This is a genomic window from Elusimicrobiota bacterium (genome assembly GCA_016722575.1).
Taxonomy (GTDB): domain Bacteria; phylum Elusimicrobiota; class Elusimicrobia; order FEN-1173; family FEN-1173; genus JADKIY01.
This window is the reverse complement of sequence record JADKIY010000006.1, coordinates 14,785-37,343: the sequence shown is the minus strand read 5'-3', so window position 1 is coordinate 37,343 and position 22,559 is coordinate 14,785. Positions and strand designations below refer to the sequence as shown.

At 70.8% G+C, this 22,559-nt stretch carries 2 protein-coding genes (1 of these 2 running past the window's edge); both read right to left on the bottom strand.

The window, feature by feature from the left end; all coding sequences use genetic code 11:
- On the bottom strand, positions 1-7,347 hold the 5' portion of the coding sequence (locus IPP68_10025) for a hypothetical protein (protein ID MBL0350690.1). It extends 6,309 nt beyond the left edge of the window; the window shows 7,347 of its 13,656 coding nt (coding positions 1-7,347); its start codon is at positions 7,345-7,347; its stop codon lies beyond the left edge, outside the window.
- On the bottom strand, positions 7,347-22,559 hold the full coding sequence (locus IPP68_10020) for a hypothetical protein (protein ID MBL0350689.1): 15,213 nt from the start codon (positions 22,557-22,559) through the stop codon (positions 7,347-7,349). The genes IPP68_10025 and IPP68_10020 overlap by 1 nt, the downstream gene beginning before the upstream one ends.

Sequence of the window (22,559 nt, the reverse complement as noted above, 5' to 3'; positions counted from 1 at the left end):
CCGGGTGGTGGAAACGAGGATCAATTTGGACGGCGCCCAAATCCGGAAGGCGCTGGAGAGGTCCACGCCGCCCGCGGCGTAAAGGACGGTGCCGCCGGTGTTCACGACTTGACGGAGCCGATCGAAGTAGGCTTCCCGGGCCGGCGACAGAAGGCGGACCTTCTCTTCCCCCGCGGGCCCGCCGAGGGCGCCCAATAAAAACGGCGAAACGGCCAAGGACACGGCGCCCGTCCAAGCGTTGTCCCACAGGAGCGAAGCGGGGATCGCCGCGACCAGGTCCCCCGCGGCGGTGTCCCGAAGAAAATAGGCCGCCAAACCGGTCCCGACCGCGGCCAACAGCTTCAAAACGGTGGAAGGGGGCGTTCGCGGAATGACCCGGGCGCGGGGCGGGTGCTCCGGAAATCGGCGCAACCGGAGGTGCCAACCGTACCCCTCGGCGGATCGAAAGTCGCCCCGGAATTCGGGGTGGGCGTTTTGGGGTTCGCGGGCCCGCCGAACCGAAAGGTAATACGGTTCGCCGGCGGAGGAGGGCACCGCCACTTCCTCGGCGACCAGGGGGAAGTAACCCGATCGGTTGTGCCGTCCCCCGAGGAACCCGTGATCGGAAATGTCGTCGGTGAGGAACACCCCCCCGGGGCGCAGGCGACGGGACAACACCACCGGGTAACTGTCGGGTTTCCAATAATGATCCGGCAGCCGCATGGGCGCGCGCTGGTAATAAACATCGAAATCCCAATCGATTTTTCCGGCGTCCAGCAGCAGATCCATATTTTGCAGAACCACCCGGCGATGGCGGGCCGAAGGTTCCCGGGGGTGGCGCCAGGTGAAATCAAGGACCAAGTCGTTCCCGACGGTTTGCCGGCCGACGGTGGCCGGATCGATCCCCAGGGAAACGAACTCCCGCCACAAATGCCGGGCCACCACCGCCGGGGTTTCCAGATACTCGTAGCGGCCCCACCCCTGTTCGTATTTAAAAATCCGGTAGGGCGTGGTGAGCGCGCGCAATTCCTCGGGGTCCCGGGCCCACTCGGCGTCCAGGAGCGCCCGGGTCAGGCCGCGATAATCGGCCAGCATGTGAATTTCATCTCCGTCGGTGGAAAGCAATGCGTTGGAGACGTCGACGCCGGCGCCGCCGTAAAGCACCCGGCGTTCCGTCCCGCGCGGGGGCAGGAGCGCGTGAAGGGCCAGATCGTAACGGACGTAGACCGTGTGAAGGAGATTGCCCGCGGGGTATTCCAGGGAAGCCGACCGATCGCCGCCCGTGTCCCGCGGGATTTTGCGGATCACGTACCACCGGGGCAGGGACCGGGAAGGTTCGCCGGAAGGCGCCGAGTCCGGGGAAAGGGGCAGGGCTTTGGCTTGGTATGTGAACCGGGGGTCGGTGCGGGACAAGCGCGCCAGGAACGCCGGCGCCCGGCGTTGAAGGTCGGTGTCGTTGTCCATAAAGGACAGGACCAGGGCGCCCTCGTCCTTGAGCATGTCGAGCGCGGGGGCCAAAAGGGCCAGATCGTTGATGCGGTGGATGAAAACCAGGTCCTGGGAACCGTCGGCGAGCCCCGCCCGCAAACGGTCTTCGATTTCGATGACGTCCCCTTCGATCACCCCGTGCCGCCGGCCTTCGGCGGAGACGCGGCGGTCGATGCTCGTGAGGCTTTCGAACGGGAATCCCAGGCCGATGAGCTCCTCGGCCACCGCGAGGCCGAAGGAGCCGTCGCCGGCGCCGAGATCCGCGATCCGGAGGGGCACTTCCTCGGGGACGGTGCGGCTCAACCAGTCGCGGAGGGAGACCGGCGCGGGACCGGCGCCGGGAAGCGTCCCGATCGGGCCGACCGCCATGGCGACGGCCGCTCCGGGAAGGAGGGTCCCACCGAGACTCACGGCGTCGAGGGCCCGGGTCCAGGCCTCGGCCGCCGGGGACGTCCAATCCGCGGGAACGCCCAACGCCAGGGCGGCCAAACCGACGGCGGCCACGGCCAGCAACAGGGGAACGCTCGCGCCGCCCCGCTGATCCTTCGGCCCCGGGGCGGGGCCCGGGGAACCCGGCGTTTCCGGCGCGGCCACGGCGATGACCGCCGCGCCCAGGGCGGTGGCGTCCTCCAGATATCGCACGCGAACCGCCGGACCCGACGCCCCGAGGGCGGCCCGCAGGGACCGCTCAAATTCCTCGGCGTAGCCCGGGGATTTTGCGTAAAAACGGCCATCCACGCCCAGGGACCGGGGGCGACCGGACGAATCGGCCGACAACAGCGCCCCGGCCACCGCGGCCGCCACCCAGCGCGCCGAACGGGCCACTCCCTCCCGCACCGTGGCTTGAAGCCGTTGGAGGCGCTCCGGGGTCGCCGCGGCCTCCGGCATTCCAAGGGTCTTGACCGCGAAAGCGCGAACGACCTTCAACTCCCGGGAGGCGTCGGCGGCCACGGCCGACAGGGACTCGGCTCGGAGAAGGAAGGGGTGTTCCAGGGCCGTTCCGGCCGACCAACCTTCGGTCCGGGCGTCGCCGAGAATTTGCCGTCGGAGGGTTTCCCCGAGGTAAAGGGAGGCGGCTTCCTTTTCCAGGGTGGGGCTCAAGGACAAGACCCGGCTCCAAATCGCCGCGCCGTCGGGGTCCGCCGATCGGAGGGCCGCGCCCAGGTCCCATTGGCCCAGCTCCAGGTTGTGCGCGTCGCCGTCCCAACGGACGGCCGCGTTGACCCCGGTTCCCAGAATGAGGCCCGCGTCCGCCGTCGCAAAAGCGCCGCCGCCCGAGGCGTCGGCGTAGGAAACCCCGGCCAAGGCGCCCACGGCGTCGTTGACCAGGGCGTTCACCGACAGGGCGGAACCCCGTCGGGCCAGGGCCTCCCGCAACAGCGCCGCCACGTCCCGGCCCTCCACCCCGGCGGCCGTGATTTCCTTGGTCCACCGGGTCAATCGTCCGGCGTCCAGGGCGGTGGGCTCCACGGGGAAGGAAAAAACAAAGGCGACCCGGTCGAGGCCCGGCGCTTCGGCGGCGATCTTTTGGGCCGCCTCGGCCACCCGGTCGAAGAGGCGGTCCCCCGGTCCCCGTTTTTCCGCGGCGGTGAAGGTGAATTCCGCCGCGTCGCCCAGGCGGTAGCCGCCCCCGCCTTCCAAATCCACGACCCGGAACTTGACGCGCGTCCCGCCCCAGTCGATCACCAACACCCGGCCTTTTTCATTGCCGGTGAGCGCGGGGAGGTGCGCCGGCCAACGGGAGGCCGACGAAGGCTCCCCCCGGCGGGCGGCGTCGATGTCGCCGCGCGCCCGCTGGGCCAAACGGACCAACACGTCGTCCCGATCCAGGGGCCAGGCCGGGCCGTAAGCCCCGCGGTTGGTCGACGCGGCGTAGCGGCGTTCAAATTCGGACTTCCCGGAATCCCGCTCGACCCGCTCCAGCCCTTGAACCAAATGGGACAGTTTGAAAAGCGCCGAGTTGAAATATTTTCCGGTCACCTGCCGCCAGGCGCCTTGCGGTCGTCCCACCGTCAAAGGACCCAGGGCCGTCACGAGGACGTTGACCCGGCGGCCGAAATAGTAGGCCGCGGAACGCAGCGTTTTGAGGGCGTCGACCATGGGCCCATGCCATTCGTCCAGCCGGCCGTGGCCGGCCGCGGCCATGACGGATCGGCGCGTTTCCCGAACCTCCGAAAGCCGATCCCCGAAGAACCGGCAGGCGAAATCAAAAAAGCGGTCGCTCGTGAGATGCACGTCGCACCGGTAGGGCGCGTCCCCGGGCTCCAGCGGCCGGGCCGTCAGGATCAGACGTTCGTTACGAACTTCCACGGTCCATCGTCGGCTCCGACCCAGGATTTTCCCGAGGACCGCCCGAAACGCGTCCCGGCCCTGGGACCCGGACGACGCCGACAGTCGAACATAAAAATGATCGGGGCTTTCGGCGATTCGCGGAGTCAGCCGAGGGCTCCAAAGAGCCAGGACGTCCGGAACGTTCGTCGTTCCCCCCAAAGCCGACGCCCACGCCGCGGCCACCCAACGAAGGAACCGGCCGGCGTCGGGGCCGTTGGGCTCCGTTCCGCGGCCAAAGACCGGATCCGCCACGAATTCGTCCACGGCCCGGGACACCACGGACCGCGACGCTTCCAACGTTTCGGCCCGGGCCTTTTTCAACGGCCAGAGGTCCACGCGCTCGGACCCGTTGGACCAGGATCGGGAACGGAAAAGATCGAGATAGGCTTTGACCCGGCCGAAATGAAGCCGGCGCGGTCCGTCGTAGAGGAAATAGACCACGGGGCCCACGCCCGGCCGCCACTCGATGTGTCGGCGGTGGGTCAGGTCGGCGTCGCCCAGCCGGCGGAACACCCAGCGGGCGCCGTCGAAAGGATCGTCCAGGAAGGCGTGTCCGCTGGCGTCGTTCTTTCGCGGCGCTTCGGCCGCGTTGAATTGATCCGCCCGGCGGCGAAAATCCTCCAGCGCGGCGCCCGTGGGATGCAGGCGGAGACGCTCGGCCTGGCGGATCAAAAGCGCCGGCGTCCGTTCCGCGGCGGCCAACGCCGCCCGGGCGCTCGTCCCGTCGGCGACCCAATCCAGCGCGACGGTCTTTTGGCCCGACCCCCACAGTCGCCGCCAACGGCCGAAGGCCAGAACGCGCGCCTGGCCGCGGCGGGACAGGACCAGAACCGGACCGGCCCCCCAGAGCCACTCCACCGAGAGGCGATAGGTCGCCCCCGCGGACAAAACCCCGTCCGGCGCGGTCGCCTTGCGGGGGGCCGGAACGGCTTCCGAAAAACTGAACGGCAGGCGCCCCGTTTCGTCCGTCGTCACCGTGAACGCCCGGGCGTTGAACGCCCGGCGCTCCCGTTGGCGATCGGCGGGTTCCTCGTCCTCCGCCAGGGCGTCCGGGGAAAGAGCCCATTGAACGAAAGGCTCCAACGCCTCGGTGAGCATGGATTTCTCCACCCGCACCACGCCGGATTCCCCGGCGCTGTAAAAGTTTTGAACGTCGCCCTCGACCGGAAACGGGGGAACCCGGTAGGGGATGGACGGTCCGTCCGGGTCCGCGTTGACAAACACGATTTTAAGGCCCAGGGAATCCCGCTCCACCCGGGGCCGGTAGGTCCCGGGCGGCAATCCGTTGAATTTCAGGAGCCGCCGCGTGCGGGGACCGTGGACGTCGTACGCCTCCCCGGAGGACCCGATGCGGACGACGGGGGCGTCGGCGTTTTGGGCGGCAACGGCCTCCTCCGACAAACCCTCCGCGAGATCGGCCGGCGACCGGGACCCCCATCGAAGAAGAAAAGCCGAGAAGCCCAGATGGGCGGCCAATTCTGCCCGCGCCCGGTCCAACGAGTCGAAGACCCAGAGGCCCTCGGCGTTGATCTCGGATTTCGCCAACGGGGCGCCCACGGCCGGCCCCACCGAAAAAGTCAACGTGCGGCCCCCGGGGAGGGTGAGCGCCAGCACGGCGTCGTGCCCCGGGAACGCCAGGGGCGTCGCCCGCACGCGGTCCGACTGGAATTCCACGCTCTGAAAATTCAGCCGTTGCCCCTTTCGCAGGGTCACGTAGAAAAAGCGGTTGTCGCCCCGGTCGGTTTTCCGGCGAACGTAAATTTTGCCTTCGTAGCCGGCGGCGGCGAATTCGTCGAAGGCCCGGCGGCGTTCCTCGTCGAAAGGACGGGTCGGGTCCGCGGCGTCCCGGAGGAGGACGGAGAGGCGCTCCCGCCATTTCTCTTCCGCGGCCCGCGCGCGGAGCCCGTCGAAATCCGCCGTCGGAAGGGGCGAAAGAACGACGGTTCCTTGGGGGCCCGCCAGGGTTTCGGCGTACCGCCGGACGGCGAAAACGACGGGGTCGCCCCCGGGCCGCTCGCCGTAAAGGAGCAGGCCTTCGCCCGGGTGCCAGGCCCAGCGAAGGGCGAAGCGCGGGGCGCCGGTCAAGCGGACAAATCGGAAATACCGCCCCCGCTCGCCCGACCACAGGTCCACCCGTCCGGAGGAGGAAGGGACGAAGAACCAGCCCCGGGCGTTGAATCGATCGAGGGCGTCCCGGAACGCGTCGGGCAATTCCTCCGGGGCGAGGGCGACGTCCAGCGGCAGCGCGTCGAAGACAAGGTTGAGGAAATCCCGCCGCCCGTCCTTGTCGGCCCGCAAATTGCCGGAGAAATCGGCGGGCGCCGGGGGCGGCTCGACGGGCCGGAGATCGCCGGCGGCGGCCCGAAGAATCTCTTCCAACCGGGCGGCCTCTTCCCGGGACAGCCGCGCGGGATGGGCCAGCCAATCCTTCGCCCGGGCCGTCCATTGCCGGCGGCGGGATTGGACCTCGGGGTTTTCCTTAAAGAAACGCCCGGCCCGGTTTAACCGCACCGCTTGAACGTATTTTTCCATCCAATCGCCGTGAACCGAGCGATCGCCGAAGGCCCGTTCCAACCGGAGCAGGGCGCGCACCGACCCCCAGAAATCCGTCCCGGCCTCGGGGCGAAGCTCCGCCAAATAGGCCCGGGCGGGCCGCTCGCCGGTCACGTGGACTTTCAGCCGGACGGTTTTGTATTCCCGTCCGCCCCGGGACCGTAAATGAATCTGCGCCTCCACCCCGTCCGGGAGGAAGGTGGTCTCGCCGAGGACCGACTCGCCCGCGACCGAAAGGGATTGGCCCACCCGGCCGAGGAACGCCGCGACGGCTTCCCGGGGCAAAGCCTGAGGCGCCGCCTCGGCCGAGGAAAAATCGTAGGCCAGCAGAAGGCGAAGATCCACGGGGCACCCCCGGCCGTCCCAGTCGCCGGGAACAAGGAAAGGCGTTCCGGATTCCGAATGGCCGTTCACGGGCACTTCCGTCGCGCGGGCGGCCGCTTCCACCGCCGCCCAGAACCGCTCCCAATTAAAGCGGTCTTTCTTGAAATCGTAGAGGGGCGAAGCGGGCGGCTCCGACCCCCGGCCCCCGGCGACGGCGGCCAAAGCGGGCGCCATGGCCCATAAACTGTTGATCCCGTCCCCGCCGCCGGCCGCCGCGGCCCAGAGGTCCGGCGACCAAAGAAGGCCGCCGGCGGCCGCCAGGAGCGCCCCAAAGCCCAACGAGGGAAAACGCGTTGATTTTCCCCGCCCGGAACGCCCCGCCAGACGGGCGGTCGCCGCCGCCAAGGCGGCCGGAGCGGCGGCCAACGCCCCCAGAAGAGAGCCCGCGGTCCACAACGCCGACCCGCCTTCGCGGACGTTTCCCGGAAGGAATCGAACGCGCTTCAGCGCGCCGTAGGAATGCGCGTCGTTGAGCCGGCCGGGCCGGACGCCGTCCGAAGTCGCCTCTTCCGATCCGTGGCGGGTCTTGAGGATTTCCCCCATCCAGCGGGATTCGTCGGGGACGTAGCGACGCTCCGCCCGGGCCACGGGAAAGTCTCTGGCGTGGTCCATCACCCCGTGCACTTTGGAATTGACGATATCGTCGGTGACGAAAAACAGCCCGTGGGGTCCGGCCCGGTCCGCGATGCCGCGCGCCAGGAAAGAGTTTTCGCCGGCGAGGTACGCCCGGGGGATTTCGAGACCGGCGTTTTGGAAATAGGCGTCCAGGGCGAACCCGGGGCGTCCAAGACGTCGGCGTAGGTCTCGGGCCGGGTCACGTCGGCGTTCACGAGGACCAGCCGGCGCCGCCGGGCCGCCGAATCGGACGGGTGGCGCCAGGGGAACATCAACACCGGGCGGCCGGCGGCCGTTTCCCCCACGCGGACTTTGTCGGCGGGAACCCCCAGGCCTTCCAACTCGTCCATCAGCGCGAGCAGGATTCGGTTCTGGTTTTCCAGCCAATCGGCCCGGGAAAAACCGTAACGGCGTTTGGCCTGTTGGTAATCCGCGAGCGTTTCCCGATCCTCGGCGTCCAACCCGGCGGCGAATTTACGCCGCACCGCGTCCGGCGTGAGCCAATCGGGGTAGAAGGAAACGAAGTAGGCGTTGACGGGGTTCAGGGCCGGAAAGACGTTGGACACGTCGGCGCCCGCCCCGCCGTAGAGGGCGGTGAAGGGGTCCCGGTTCCGGGGGTTGACGACGCCGTGGATGGCCAGGGCGTATTCCACGTACGGGGGGGCCAGGACGGGGGTCGCCAGCGCCGGGGAGACCCCCGCGGGGATCGACATCATCGGGCCCCGACCGAAGACCAGGACGGCGGCGTTCCAAAAGGCGTGGAGGAAGGTGTTGTATTCCTCGCCGGGAGCCGCGACGAAGGCGGCGGTGAAAAGCAGGGCGGGAAGAACGCGGGTCAGGGTGTCGGGCCAGGATTCCTTGTTGAAGGCGCGGTGGGCCACGACGAATACGGGGACGGCGATGAACCACTGAAAAAGCGGCAACCAGGACGCGTGGTCCCACCCCGTCAAAGACAGGGCGGCGCCCAACAAGGGGGAATCAAATACGGCCCGTCGAAAGATCCACTCCTCCACCCAGGGGACGAAGAAGACCGTGAGGAAAGCGTACGCCCCCTGCCCCCAGAACCCCCGCCCGGCGAGGCCCACCAGCGCGTCGTTGAGCAACGACGAAGGCCGGCCCGCGCCCCGATCGATTTTTTCCAGGAAAGCGGCGTTCGCCTTGGCGTCGTCCGACCCCATGAAACCCCGGAGCCGCAGGGTCAGCCGTTCCACATACATTCGAAACGCTTCGCTCCGGAGGACCACGGGGAAGGCGTTCGGCGCCACGCGGCCTTTCGCCTCGCCGAACAACAAAACCCGATGGAATTCGTCCAAGGGGCCGTTGGTGTAGCGGTCCACCCGGAGGGCGTCCAACACGAGGGAGCGCGCCTCCGCCGTCGTCTCGACTTCCCGGCCGCGTCGCGCGTCGGCGGCTTTTTCGCGGACGCGGTCCAACGATTCCCGGGCCCAGCGGAGGAATCCCCCCCAGGGGGTCCCCCCGCCGATCCACACGCGCACGGAGGAGGAGCGGCCGCGCCCCCGGCCGAGCACGAGAAAAGATCCGTCCCGCCCCACGCGGTAGCCGTAGCGGCCGTTCAGGCGTTGGCGGAAAACGTTGTAGGCCTCGTCGCGCAACCACCCGTCCCCGCCCGCCGGAACGCCGTCGAAGAAGACCAGGAGATCGGCGGCCGCCTCCGCGCCGCCCAGAATGTTCGCGCCGTCGGTCAGAACCACCGCGCGAACCCGCCCCCGGGGGGCGCTCCCCCGGGCCTCGCCCACGGCGTTTTCAATAAAACGCCTCAACGCCGGGCCGACCGGCAGGTCCTCCGGCGGACGACGGCCGTACACCGGATCGACGACGATTTCCGCCGCGCGGCGGGCCAACACCCCCGGCAACCCCCGAACGGTTTCCAACCGGGCGCCGGGGAACAATTCGACCGCGCGGCCCCCGCGGCGGTGGGAACGCCCGAGGGCGTCGGGAATGTCCCACAACACGCGGACGGGCGCCGTGGAGCGGCGCGGCGCCCGCCGGAGAACGAAAACGGCCACGGGCCCCAGGCGGCGATGGTTCACGAGGCGGATTTCATACACCGTGCCGGTCTCGCCCATCCATTTGGCGTGGACCGTTCCGCCGTCGAAGGGGTCGTTGAGGATCAGGACGTTGTTGACGCCGACGGTCGCCTCCCGCTCCGCGGCCGGAAGGCGGTTGAAAGCCTCGAACAACCGGTCGACGCCCGCGCCCCCCTCCGCCTCTCCCCCGGTCAAGGTCATGGCCCGACGAAGGACCAACACCGCGTTTTTCTCCAGGGCCGATCGAGCGGCGTCCGCGGTGGGGTAGGTTCCCTCGCCCACCCGGGACATCCGCGGCCGCGTGACCCCCGCCCAGGGCGCGCGACGAACGCCCCCGAAACCGAAAACGGAAACGGGGCCGCCGTCGGCGGGCTCCACGAACAGGAGGAGGCCCGCTCCCCACACCCATTCCAGGGACACCCGGTGGTCGGCGTTCGGCGCCAAGGCGGCGTTGGACGTGTGAATTTCAAGGATTCCCCCCAACCCCGCCGGGAAATCAAGAGACAGCTCCCCGTCGCCGTTGGTGCGGAGCACCGCGCCGAACCCGTTGAAGGTTTTCCGCTTTTCGGCGACGTCGGCCGGCTCTTCGGTCCGCCAGAGGAATTGCGGGGAGAGGGCGTCGGCCGCGAGGGCCCGCCACCGTTCGACCACGGCGCGGCGGCGGCGCCATTCCATCCCTTTTTCGGTGGTGGGCCGGAGATACGCCATACGGCGGCCGTCGCGCAAAACGTCCGGGGCGTACCACACGGGGTCTCCCCCGGCCACCGGCGTGAGCGAAAAACGAACCCCGGCCGACCCGTCGAATTCGAAGGTCGCCCGATTGGGCCCCGGGGTCGCCCGTTCCAAATACAAAGTGTATTTTTGGGCGACGGCCTCGCCGGCCGCCGCCCGGGGGGACCGGAGGGGCAAAAGGCCCGACGGAGGAACGTTCAAAACGAGCGGGGCCGCGTGGAAGGCCCGGACCGCCGCCGCGGCCTCTTCCGCGGGGACCGACGCGGGATCCCGGCGGGAGAACTCGAACACGGCCCGGGCAAAGGCCAAACGCCGGGGAAGTTCCCGATCGGCCTCCGCCACCGACGCGAAGGCCTCCAAGAAATCGGCGTTGGTCCGCCCTTTCTTTTCGGGGGCGGTGCGGTAGCGTTCGAGGCCGTAGGCCAGAACCCCTTGATCGCCTTCGACCAACATCACCGGCCCCCACCCGTCCACCCACCGGGGACGAACCGTTTGGACATCGCCGGTCAAGGCGTCCGACTGGAAAATCAGCGGTCGTCCCGACCGGGGCGTGGTGTAGAGCATCCGGTCTTCGCCCATGGTCGTCACGGGAAGGGGAACCCCCGTTTTGGAAAGCGCTTCGACCTCGACCAAAAGCTGTTTCTCGGGGCGGTCGGTGTTCAAGAGCGCCGCCAAAAGGGCGTTCAACCTCTGTCGTTTGGCCTGAACGGCCCGATCGTCGGCCAGGGACGAAAGGGTTTCGGCCGACCGGGGCGAATAGGAACCGAGCTCGCCGGCCGCCACGCGCTCCCGGTGGCGGTGCAGATCAAAAAACAGCTCGTCCCCGGCCCACATCACCAAGCCCAGGCCCGGGCGCCATTCCACCCGGACGGGCAAGGAAACCCCGGCCGGCAACGGACCGAAACGAAAAAGGCGGACTTTTTGACGCACGAATTCGACGTTCCCGGACCGGGGGGGCCGAAGGCTCTCGCCCCGGGCGTTCCATCGGTCCAGATCCGCCAGGAACGGGGCCGGCAAATTCTCCATCGACGCCGCGGGGTCGAGGCGCAAACCCGCCCGAACCAAAGCGAGGAGATCGTCCAACACCTCGGGGCGTTCCCGCAGATCCCCCCCCGTGGCGGCCACCGGGGCCGGTTCGTGGACGGGGCGCTCCAAGCGGTCCATCGCCCGGGCGGCGGAGTCCTCGCTCAACGGTCTTTCGGGATCCCCCAGCGGCGGCATTTGCCCCTCGGCCCGGGTCAAAGCCTCCGACAATTCCCGGCCCTTGCGTCCGAGGCGGACCACCCGTCGGTATTCCTCGAAGAGCCGGGACCATTCCGGTTCGGAACCGAAATAGCGAAGGCGTTGCAATCGCCGTCCCAAATCGTCGGATTCCCGGGGAGACCCCAGCAAAGCGCGAAGACCTTCGGCGGGGGGCCGCGCGGTGGCGTAAAAACGGATCGGCACCCGAACCTCCCGGCCCCGTTGCCCGCCGCGGATCACCAAGGTTCCCCGGCGAATCCCATCGCTTCCCAGAAGGTCCGTGATCACCCCCCCGGTCGATTCGGTCAAGCGGGGCAGGGCGGCGCGAAGAAATTGGAAGAGGGGCGCGGCCGGACCGCGGCCGGGGGTTTCGGGAACGGACACCAACACGTCCAGGCACGGCGGAGCGCCGCGCTCGTCCGGCCAATCGCCGTCCAACACGAAGGCCCGGGCGCCCACGCTTTCGGCCGCGCGGCCGAACGCCGTCCGAAGCGGCGAACGGCGAAACACCCGGTGGTAAAAATCGTAGAGGCGCTCCACGGGAGGCGAGGTTTCGCCGAGCGTGGACATGAGCGGGACCGCGTCGGTCCACCGCCCGCCCGGCCGGACGCCATCGCGCCGCCGATAGAGCGCCGCCGCGTTCCACGCCGCGTGCACAAAAACGTGAAGGAAGGAGGTCGGGGCCAGGAAATAAAATCCCGTAAAAAGCAGGGCGGGAATCGCCCGGGACAACGTCGCGGGCCAGGACTCCCGGTTGAAAAGACGGTGGGCCAAAACGAAGCCCGGCACGGCGACGAAAAGCTGGGCGGCCGAAATCCACGCCCCGCCGTTTAATCCGAGGAGGGCGAACACGGCTCCCAAAAATTGACCGGCCCCGGCGCTGAAAACACCGTTTCGAAAGAGCGTTTCCTCCAGAAAAGGCACGACGCCGACCGTCAACAGGCCGTGGGCCCAGGTGCCCCGGGGAAGGCCCCACACGCTCGGGCCGCGGCCCCGCCATTTTTCCAAGCCCGAACCGGCCAGGGATTGGGCGGCGACCGAACCCGCGGGAGCGGCCCGGGGCTTGACCGCGGTGACGACGAAGCGGCCGGGCGCCAGCGCGCGGGGTTCGATGTCGACGAAACCGGCGAAACGCAGCAATTCGCCCGCGTCGCGCCCGAGCAAGGGGGCGGTCCGGCCGTCCTCCGGCGTTTGTGCCGCGGTCCAGGTGATCAAGATTCGACCGCCCGGGCGGAGGGTTTCCCGGGCTTCCCTCATGGACCGGTCCAGGAGGTCCTGGCGGAGGGTGAACCCGTCGTCGCCTTCCCAGGCGCCGGGATTTTCCTTGACGTAGGCGGCGTTGTGCCAATAGTGGGGATCGACGATATACTGCAGGGAATCGTTGTACACCAGAAGGTCCAGGTTCCCCCGGCCGAATTCCGGGGTGGCGCTCAAGTCCGTGGCGTCGCCGTGAATCGACCAAACGCCGTCTTCAATTTGTTTCGGAGCGCCGTTCAGGAAATCCACGGCGTAGACCGTGGAGAGGCCTCCGGCCCGGAGGCCGATCGCCGGTTCGAAGTGGGACGAGGTGGCGATGTCCGCCCCCCGGCCGCCTTTCAATCCGTGGGTTTCAACGAATTCCCGATAGAACCCCGCTTCGGTTTGGTGGGCCCCTTGGAGACGGCGGGCGATGTCCTTCACCACCTCCCGCACCGAACGGTTCGCGTCCACCCGCATCGAGGAAAGAAATTCCTTCTCGAGCCCGACGACGCCGGACGCCCGGTCCCGCTCGGCGAGGCGGCGGGGGGCGACGCCCGTGCGTTCGGCCCGAAGGGCGTCGTCCGCCTCGAGGAAAAAGGGAACCACCCCTTCGGGGGAACGGTCCGCGAGCGCGGGCCGGGTGACCACCAGCACCGCCCCGTTGTAACGATTGGCGGACCGGGCCTGGTCCAACGTGGCGCCGATCTTTTCCACCAACGCTTCCTGGACGCCCGGGTAGCCGGCGATGCGATCGAGCCAAAGCGTGTTTTCCGCCGATCGGTCGATCAACGCCCGCACCCGGTCCCGGTAGGTCGCCCCCTCTCCGTCGGGCTCGGCGGTGCTCGCGCCCCCCACGCGCAGGGGCTCCCGGGTCAAATCCACTTCCGCCAAAATGGACCGGGCGTAGCGGGACACCCGTTCGGGGTCGGTCAAATTCGTCCCCCGATAGCGCGTGAGCATCTCGTAGAGAACGACCCGCATCAAAAATCCCGCCCGCAGGTAGCGGAGCCCGAGGCGGCTGGCCAGGGACCGGGCCACCGCCTCCTTGCGGGTTCCGGCCAAGCCGCCCAGAACGATGACCAGACGGTTTTTCCAAGACAGGTCGGGAACGGGGGCGTTCAACACCGGCAGGGTGAACCAGGCCTCCGCGTTCGGATCGCCGTCCCGGGGGCCCCAGTCGCCGCCCACGGATTCCAACGCCGATTGAAAACGCGCGTCCGCCGTCCACGCCCCTTCCCGGCGGAGGGTGGTGCGCACGCCGACCCGAAGTTCGTTGGCGCGGGTCAGGGAAAGGCTCAAGGTGACCCAATCCACTTCGCTCGTCGCGCGGCGGCCCGCCACCTCGACGGCCTCCTCCACGAAATGCCGCAGGCCCGTCAAAAGGAGGCCGTCGTAGGCGAAGACCTTCCCCATTTTTTCGATCTCGGGAGAGACCCGGAGGCGCACCGCCACGTACCCCCCGGCGGTCTCCTCCTCCAAAATCAAACGCTCGCTCTCCACCAGCGCCGGCAAATCCACGAAATCCATGGACCGGTCCGTCCAATCGACCGCCTCCCGGACGCGGGCGAAGGCGTCGTCCAAAATCCGGGCGGCGGGCGCGAGGTCGAAACCCTCCCGGGGCCGGGCCATCAGCGCCCGGGCCAGGCGAAGCCGGAGGTATTGCCGGTGCAAAACGTCCAAGCGCTCCGCCGGAGAACGGCGACGGTCCGCTCCCGCGCTCAATTGATGGGCGGCTTCCCGGAAGATCAAGAGAGCCTTCAGGGCCTCCAGGAATTCGTCGTTGCCCAAGAACCCCAGCTTTCCCCGCACCCGATGGTCCGAAAAATTCACCGCCGGGTCGCCGCTCATCCATCGGCGGCCCCGGGGGAACAGGTCCGAGAAATCGTGGGGACGGGGATGGTCGGCGTTGTAGCGGGACAAATAGTCCAGCACGAGGGGTTCGAGGGCGGTCCGCGCTTCGGGGGTCAAGGGGGCGTTTCGAACGAGGTCCAAAACGGCGGATTGCGCCTCCCGGGCCCAGCCGGCGCTGTCCCGGGCGAGGGGATCGACGGATTCGGCGGACACGCCGTCCATGGCCACGTCGGAATCGAAGAGGTCCCACGCGGCGGAGGGGGCGCGCTCCTCGGCCAAGAGGTCCCGCTCCGGCGCGGCTTCCCGGAGGGCCATGCGGAAACCGTACGGGTTGTCCAGGGGGAACGTGTCGTCCAGGAGGTCCAAGGGCCCGGCCGCCTGAAGCTGTCGCTCCGTCACCCGGGCGGCCGCTCGCTCCTCGTCGGGGATGGGCACCTCGAGCAGGGGAAAGGGAAAAACGGTTTTTCGATCGATGGGGTGGCGCGAGCCCCAGTTGCGGGCGTAGGGGTTGATCGCGAACCGGCCCCCGGGCGCCATCCGACGATTCAAAACCGCGACCAAGCGGGGATCCGATTCAAGCATCAACGGGATCAATTCCCCGGCCCGCTGGTAAACGATGTCCAGCGCCGGCAGGGTTTGCAGCGTCCGCTCCAGATCCGCCGGCGCGGTGGCCGTCCCGTCGATGAACACCACGGTCCGCTCCCGGGGCGCCTCGCCCGCGTGGCCCCACACGAATCGCGCGCCGAGGTGGCCGTCGGGAGTTTCGAAGGCCGTCACCGAACGGGGATCCACGCCCAGGGCTTTCCATTCGACGGCCAAGGCGGCCAGGAAACGACCCGGGGTGGACACGTGGGGGCCGTAGGCGTATCCCCAAAGGCGTTTAAAATCCGAATAACTTTTTTTAAACCCCGGCCCGGCCCACCAGCGGGGGTGCGTGAGGAGGAAGCGCGTCGAGTTTTGAAGAAAGCGGCGAAAGACGTCCCCGGTCAAGCGTTGGCGTTCGCCCACGCTCCGATAATTTTGGGCGAGGAAGTAGGCCCGGTCCACGTTGGTCGAAAGGAAAAAGTTGGAGAGGTCCGCTCCGGCGCCCAGGTAAAGGCCCACCGAGCGTCGACCCTCGGGGTCCAGGGCCTGGCGGACCGCTTCGTCGTAGGCCACGTGGGCGGCGTCCAACAACCCGGCGCGCACCGGCCGGTCGTCCCGCGGGGCCGGCCCGCGGGGCGCCGTCCCGCCGGGGCCCCGCCGACGCAAAACGCCGAGGCCGAAGAATGGTCCGACGGCCATGGCGAAGGCCGCCGGTTCGGACGCCCCGCCCAGGGCCCCCAGGGCGTCGGAAACGCCGCGGGCCAGGGCCGTGTATTCCGGCGAGAGCAAACCGGCGAACAGCGCGCCCGCCGTCGCGACCAAGGCCAAAACCCCCAACACGTTGCCCGGCGTCGATCGGCCCCGGAGCCATCCGGGCACCGCCGCCAGAGGCTGGGGCAATTTCTCGTAGACCCACAGGGCCCCGCCCAAAGCGATGTTCAAATGAAGATCGAGGGACATCTGAAGAGGGACGTCTTTTCCCGTCGCGTCGTTGACGCGGTCCAACACCGCCCGCTCCCCGGGCAAAAGGCGCGAATCCATGGACGGCCGGAACCCGTTCCGGGCGAAGGCCCGGTGGGCGCGCTCCAACCAGGTGGAGGTCCGCAACCCGCCTTCGATCAACACCACCGGAACGCCGGCCGGGATTTTCCGAATGAAGGATTCAAACCAGCCTTCCAGGCGGCCCCCCTCCCGGCGGTTCCATTCCAGGAGAAAGTAAAAAGGGAAACGAAGGAAGACGGCGTCGCCGGGCCGCATCAGGGCGATCCAATCGTCCAGCACGGTGGTGGCCATCAGATCGGCCCGGGTGTGTTCGATCGAGTCGGGGGACAAAACCCCGGGCCACGGAGGGGTTCCGGAATCCTCGGCGATACTGCGGGAAACGGTGCGGGCCCGTTGGTAATTGTTCAAAACCATCGGGAGTCCCAGTCGGAAATCGCCGGTCCAAATTTGGCGGACGTAGGCGCCGGGGAGGAGGTCGGCCCCGGTCAGGGGGTAGAAAAGCCGGGCGTCCCGATGCAGAACCCCCGTGGCCACGAGCAGTCGAACCTGATTGTGATAAAGGGAAAACCAATCCGCGGCCTCGAGCGTTGAAACGAGGCCGTCCAACAGGCGCGTCACCGATTCGCCGCCCAGGTCGGGGCCCGGGCGGCCCCGCACGTCGACGGGGACGGCCATTGGAAGGCTCGTCAATCCGCCGCGGGAATCGAAACTCACCAGGTCGTCGAAGGCCTCCCCGTCGGCGGGAGTGAGGGCTCCGGTCCAGGGGTCCACCCCCCGGGACAGATTGTTTTGGTAGCGGGCGCTGGGAATCACCTCCAGGGAACCCAACCAGTCCTTGAGCGCCACCCAGACCCAGCCGTCGGTCACCTGGGAGACTTCGACCCGCCGGTCCCGGCCGTTGGCCCAGGCCCATTGAAGGACGGCTTTCAACAGGGCTTGTTCGTAGGCCCGGTGGGGCAAGTGGGGATACACGTGGTGATGAAGGAGCCGGGCCCGTCCGTCCTCGACGGCCAGGTAGACGTAACCGATGGGTTGGCCGTTTCGACGGTCCGTCACCTCCCGGATCATGGACGGCCCCTCGGCGATCGCCAAATCGGTTTCCCGGGGCGGCGTGGCGGGCACCGCCAGTCGCGGGGCCGCCCGAGGTTCCAATTCCCGGACCAATTCGTTCGCGGCGACGAGGCCCTTTTCGGCCCGGGCGTGCAAATCCAGAGCGGTTTTATTTTCGGCGTCCCCCCAGCCGACGATTTCCTTCAGCCCCGCGGGCGCGGTGTCGGTCCCCGCCAGGGCGGACTGAAAGCCGGCGGCGGCCCGCTGGGCGGCGAGGAACCCCGGAACCACGTCGTCCATGTCGCGGTAACGCTCGGCCAGGAAAAGTTGGTGCTCCGCCGCTTGAACGGCCGCCCGGGGGGCCGACAAAACCGAGGCCGCGCCGACCGAGGCCCCTGTCCCTCCCTCGGGCCTTGTTCCGCCGATCGGCGGCGCCCGAGGTAAAAGGAGAGGCAGGTCCGCGCGGATTTTCCCGCGGAGGTGAAAGGCCTCGACGAACCACTCCTCGACTTCCCCCGCCCGGGTGGAGCGCCCCTGGCGGTTCGGGGAGCCGGTCAGCCGGTCGAATTCCGGATCGCCGGGCCGCCGGGCGCCGGACCAGGAGAGGTCGTCCGGACGCGGCCACTTTTGCCGCGGGTCGGCGGGCATCGCCTCCAACGAGCCGGGCTCGCAAAGGAACCCGAAGAGATCATAGAGGTGAGGGTTGACCACCGTGTAAACGTGGAAGGGGAAGGGGTTGTCGGGATGGATTTCCCGGGCCTCCGAGGCCAGCTGGAGGAGGACGGATCGAGCGGCGTTGCTCCCCCTCGCCGGCACGACGATGTGGGTCAAGACCAGGGCGTCTTTTCCCCGGAGGAGCCGGAGGTTCCCCAGGAGCTCGCCGTTGGCCGAACGGATGGCGTGGGTCCAGAAAAAGGGCGGGTCCTTCGAGGGGGAAGCCGCGGCCTCGACCGACGGTCGGATCGGCAGGATCTTCACCGGCCGTCGAGCGGCCGAAACCCAAAGGCGGGGGAAGGGCGCCCCGGCGGCGTCGAGGCTCGCCGGCCCGTTAACGCCGCCGGGCGCGGCCGCGCCGAAGGTTCCCCGCGCGTGAAAAAGGTTGATGTAGTCGCCCCGGATCCCCAACCGCGGCCAGCGGCTCTCGAGGATGTTCGCCGGGCCCGTCAGGAAGTCGAAGAGCGGGTGGCCGGGAGTCCGGGCATCGTCCCAGTCCAAGGTGTCGGGATTCAGCGGCAAATCCTTCCGGTCGTAGGGCGCGATCTCCATGGATCCGGGGTCGAAAACATATTGGAGCGCCGCGAACATCCAGGGATTCGAAACGCTGAAAACCTGGAACGGAGTGGGGTTCTCGGGGTGGGACTCCCGCGCCCACCGGGCCAATTCCAAAAGGGCGGCGTAGCCGGCGTTCCGGCCCTTCACGCGCGTCAGAATTTGGGCCAGGGCCAGGGCCCGCCTCCCCGGCCGAACCCACAACAAACCCAACTCCTCGCCCGAGGCGGAAACGATGGCGTGGGTCCAATAGGACCGGTGGGTCACCGGACGGAGGGACACGGTCGGAAGGGCGGCGCCCGCGCGCGCCAGGGCCGCCGCCCGCTTGGCCGCCGCTTCCCAGGGCTTGTCGCCGGACGGCGGTGGGAGCCGAACCAGCCGACCCCCATCGGCCGGGGAGGCGGATTCCGGGGCGAGATCGACCGCCCCGTCGGGCGCGGCCCGCCGGCAACCCCCCCCCCCCCTCCCCCCCCCTCCCCTCCCCCCCCCCCCCCCCCCCCCCCCCCCCCCCCCCCGGGCCCCCCCCCCCCCCCCCCCGCGGCCCCCCCCCCCCCCCCCCCGGCCGCCCCCCCCCCCCCCCCCCGCCCCCCCCCCCCCCCCCCCCCCCCCGCCCCCCCACCCCCCGCCCGCCCCCCCCCCGCCCCCCGCCCCCCCCCCCCCCCCCCCCCCCCCCCCCCCGGGCCCCCCCCCCCCCCCCCCCCCCCCCCGGCCCCGCCGGGGGGGGGGGGCGAAAAAAACACCGGCCGCGGGGGGGGCCGCCCCCCCCCCCCCCCCCCCCCCCCCCCCCCCCCCCCCCCCCCCCCCCCCCCCGGCCCCCCCGCCCCCCCCCCCCCCCCCCCCCCCCCCCCCCCCCCCCCCCCCCCCCCCCCCCCCCCCCCCCCCCCCCCCCCCCCCCCCCCCACCCCCCGGCCTCCCCCCCCCGCCCGGGCCGCCCCCCGGGAACGGGGGGCCCGGGGCCCCCCCCCCCCCGTCCCCCCCCCCCCCCCCCCCCTCCCCCCCCCCCGACAAACCCCGCAAGGCCCCCCCGCCCCCCCCCCCCCCCCCGGCCCCCCGGCCCGAACCCCCCCCCCCCCCCCGCCCCGGCGCCCCGGCCCCCCGCCCCCCCCCCCCCCCCCCCCCCCCCCGCCCCCCCCGCCCCCCCCCCCCCCCCCCCCGCCCTGGCCCCCCCCCCCCCCCCAGCCCACCACCGCCCGGCACCCCCCCCCCCCCCCCCCCCCCCCCCCCCCCCCCCCCGGCCGCAAAGGCCCCCGGGCGGAACGGAAAAAACCTCCCCCCGGGGGGAGGCACCCGCCCCCCCGCCCCCCCCCCCGCCGCGCGCCCCCCCCCCGGGCCCCGGGGGCGCCCCCGCCCCCCCCCCCCGCCCCCCCCCCCCCCCCCCGCGCCCCCCCGGGGGCCCCGGCGCCCCGGCCCGCCCCACCCCGCCCCCCCCGAACACCCCCAAACCCCCCAAAAAACCACAACCCCCCCCCCCGCCCCCCCCCCCCCCCCCCCCCCCCCCCCCCCCCCCCGCCCCGGCCCCCCCCCCCCCCCCCCCCCCCCCCCCCCCCCCCCCGAAGAACCCCCCCCCCGCGCCCCGGCCCCCCCCCCCCCCCCCCCCCCCCCCCCCCCCCCCCCCCCCCCCCCCCCCCCCCCCCCCCCCCCCCCCCCCCCCCCCCCCCCCCCCCCGACCCCCCCCCCGGCCCCCCCCCCCCCCCCCCACCCCCCCCCCCCCCCCCCGGCCCCCCCGCCCCCCCCACCCACCCCGGCCCCACAAAAAAAACCGCCGGGGGCCCGGCCCCCCGGCCGGCGGCCGCCCGCCCCCCCGGCCGGCGAGGACCCCCCCCCCGCCGGGGCCCCCCCGCGACCCCACCGCCCCCCCCCCCCCCGCCCCCCCCCCCCCCGGCGCCCGGCCCCCCCCCCCCCCCCCCCCCCCCCCCCTCCCCCCCCCCGCCCCCCAACGGCCCACCCCCCCGCCCCCCCCCCCCCCCCCCGCCCCCCCCCCCCCCCCCCCCCCCCCCCCCCCCCCCGGCCGGGCGCCCCGCCCCCGCTCCCCCCCCGCGGGCGGCCCGCCCCCCCCCCGCCGGGCGGCGGACCCGGGGGGGGCGGGCCCCCGGGGGGGGGGGGAAAAGGGGGGGGGGGGGGGGGGGGGGGCCGCCCCGGCGGGGGAACCCCAACAACCGGGGGGGGGGGGGGCGGGGCCCCCGGGGGGGGGCGGAAACCCCCCGGGGGCCCGGGGGGGGGGGGGAAAACGGGGGGGGCCGCCGTCGCCCCCGGCGGGGTCGCGGTCGCCTCGACCCTCCGGGAACCGCCTTCCCGGCGGACCGTCATCCGATCGACGCCGACGCCGTCGGCCCGGCGTTCGCCGGACTCCTCGACGATTTCAAGCCCGGCGGCCCCCAGCGCCTGGGACCATTCGTGAATCCCCGCGGGGTCCGCGCCGTCGCGGAGGGCCACGGCGTTGGCCCCGGCGGCCAATCCGGTTTTCAGGGCTTCCGCCCGGGCCCGTTGATCGGGCGAAAGGGCGTCGGGATCGGAGAATAGTTTTTCGGGCGCCAGACCGATCCGGGTGCCGGCGAAAAGTTTTTCCAGGGGCAGGGGGTCCCGGGCAAAGACGTCCAGGGGTTTGCCGTCGATTTTTTCCACCCGGGGGGTGAGGACCACGGTGGCGCACCCCTGGGCGTGAAGGGCGTCCCGAAGGCCCGGGGTGTGAAACCCGCCCGCGACCAACGCCACGGTACCCGCGTTACGTCGGCGGCCTTCGGCCAAGGCGTTGCGCGCCAGAGCGGCGTTTCGTCCCAGGGCGACGCGGCAAAAAGTTTCCATGGGAACCAGGAGTTTACGTAGATCCTCGGAGGACGCGGCCGGAATTCGGGCGCCGGCGGCGGCCAGGCGTTCGGGCAATTGAAGGACGGCCGGGCGCCGGGGCTCGTAGGCGCCCCACTCTTCGGGCGACAGGGCGCCCTCCAACAGCCGCGAGGCGCGTTCCACGTCGGCGGCCATGGCCCAGATCGTCCGCTCCCGATCGGTGGTCGACCAAAGGCGAACCAAGGCCTCTTCGGCCCCGTCCAAGTCGTTCAGGAGTTCGATCCGGTGAATGCCTTCCACGGCGCCGACGTAATCCAGGTAGTCGCGGAAGGCGGGATAGGCGGCGAGGTCGATGGCCGCCCGGGAACACAGCGCCCGGAGGGCGGTGAAAAATTGCGCGTTGGTCAAGCGGCCGGCCCGGTAGGCCACGCCCTGGTTCACCAGGGATTCCAAGGCGGCGGCGTCCAGGGTGCGGGCCAATTTATCCAGGAGCGCCCGCCGGTCCCCCTCGATGCGCGGCTCGTCGAGTCGCTTCTCCCACTCCAGGGCGCGGACGAATTGTTTCAACCGGGGAGGGGTTTCGCCTTTCAACCCGTCAGCGAGGAATCGAGCGTGGTCGGCCAGGCCCCGGGCGCCGGCGCGATACGCCGCCGCGTCCTCGTCGAGCGACTGAAGGCGCGGGGAATAGGCGGCTTTCTTCAGCGCCGCGAGGCTCCCCCGCAAATCCTCCAAAAGGGCCCGGACGGCGGGACGCTGGGAAACGGACGCCCGGGCGGCGTTGACGTTGGCGCGATAGAGCTCGGCGGTCTCCACCCCGACCATCGTCAACGCCCCGGGCGACGTGAGGCCGGCCCATTCGGGGCCGCTCAAATACCCGACGGCGCGAAAATGCTCCGCCGCCGCGGCCAGGGCCGCGGGCGACGGGTGCCGGCGATAAATTGAAAAATCCAAGGGCCCGGAGGCGCCTTCCACCGCGGCCAGGGCCACCCCATGGTCCGAAAGGGCGGACAACAGGCCCCCGATGTTTTTTTGAGCCGCGTCGTCGGTGTGGAGGTCCTGCACCAGGAGGACCAGGGGGGCGCCCGGCCGGCCTTCCGACGCTTCCCGAACGGTGGCGAAGGGAATCACGGCGGAAACGAGGTCGAAGGTCAACGGCAATTTCCGAAGGTCGGCGGCGACGGCGTCGGCGGGAGCCAGGGCGCTTCCCACCGGCGGCAGGGCGGGGAAGGACAAGGGCGCCTGGGCGAGAAGGGCCGCCGGCTTTGGAGCCCGGGCCGAACGGCGGTCCTGCCAGAAACTTTTTTCGGCGGCGTGAACGGCGAAAACGTTGGTGAAAGCGTAAACGGCCGCCAGGAAGGCGGACGCGCATTTCCGCGCGGGAAATCGTCGGGGACGGGGATTTTGCAT

Bases quoted from the DNA above. Each gene is read 5' to 3' on its own strand.
- IPP68_10020 (MBL0350689.1), bottom strand. From the start codon at position 22,559: ATGCAAAATCCCCGTCCCCGACGATTTCCCGCGCGGAAATGCGCGTCC.